Raw genomic sequence first — 533 nt, 5'->3', positions numbered from 1 at the left:
ATTTCAAAGAAACTTTCGGGGAATTGTTGGAATAATTGGTAAAATGAATGGTCGGTTTTCATGGGATTGGTTGAAACGAATTTTTTTATGGGGGCGCGATCGCTTCTTTTTTTGCTAGTATGTTTATAAGCGATCGCGCTATTTTTCTGTAATGGTCAAATCTAGGAAATATGATAAAATTTGTAGTAGGGTGGGCAATGCCCACCCTACTATAGTTCTCGGCTTCTGAACCAATCATTTCAAAGAAACTTTCGGGGAATTGTTGGAATAATTGGTAAAATAAATGGTCGGTTTTCATGGGATTGGTTGAAACGAATTTTGATGGGGACGCGATCGCTTCTTTTTTTGCTAGTATGTTTATAAGCGATCGCGCTATTTTTCTGTAATGGTCGAATCTAGAAAATATGATAAAATTTGTAGGGTGGGCATTGCCCACCCTACTATAGTTTTCGGCTTGACTGGCTGAACCAATCATTTCAAAGAAACTTTCGGGGAATTGTTGGAATAATTGGTAAAATGAATGGTCGGTTTTC

1 protein-coding gene is annotated in these 533 nt (G+C 37.7%); it reads right to left on the bottom strand.

Going from position 1 to position 533, the window contains the following annotated elements; translation table 11 throughout:
• Positions 1-85: 85 nt before the first annotated feature.
• A partial coding sequence (locus AS151_RS23305; RefSeq protein ID WP_211517660.1) for a DUF2887 domain-containing protein occupies positions 86-533 on the bottom strand: 448 nt, incomplete at its 5' end.

The organism is Geitlerinema sp. PCC 9228 (genome assembly GCF_001870905.1).
GTDB lineage: Bacteria > Cyanobacteriota > Cyanobacteriia > Cyanobacteriales > PCC-9228 > PCC-9228.
This window is presented reverse-complemented; position numbering and strand designations above follow the sequence as displayed.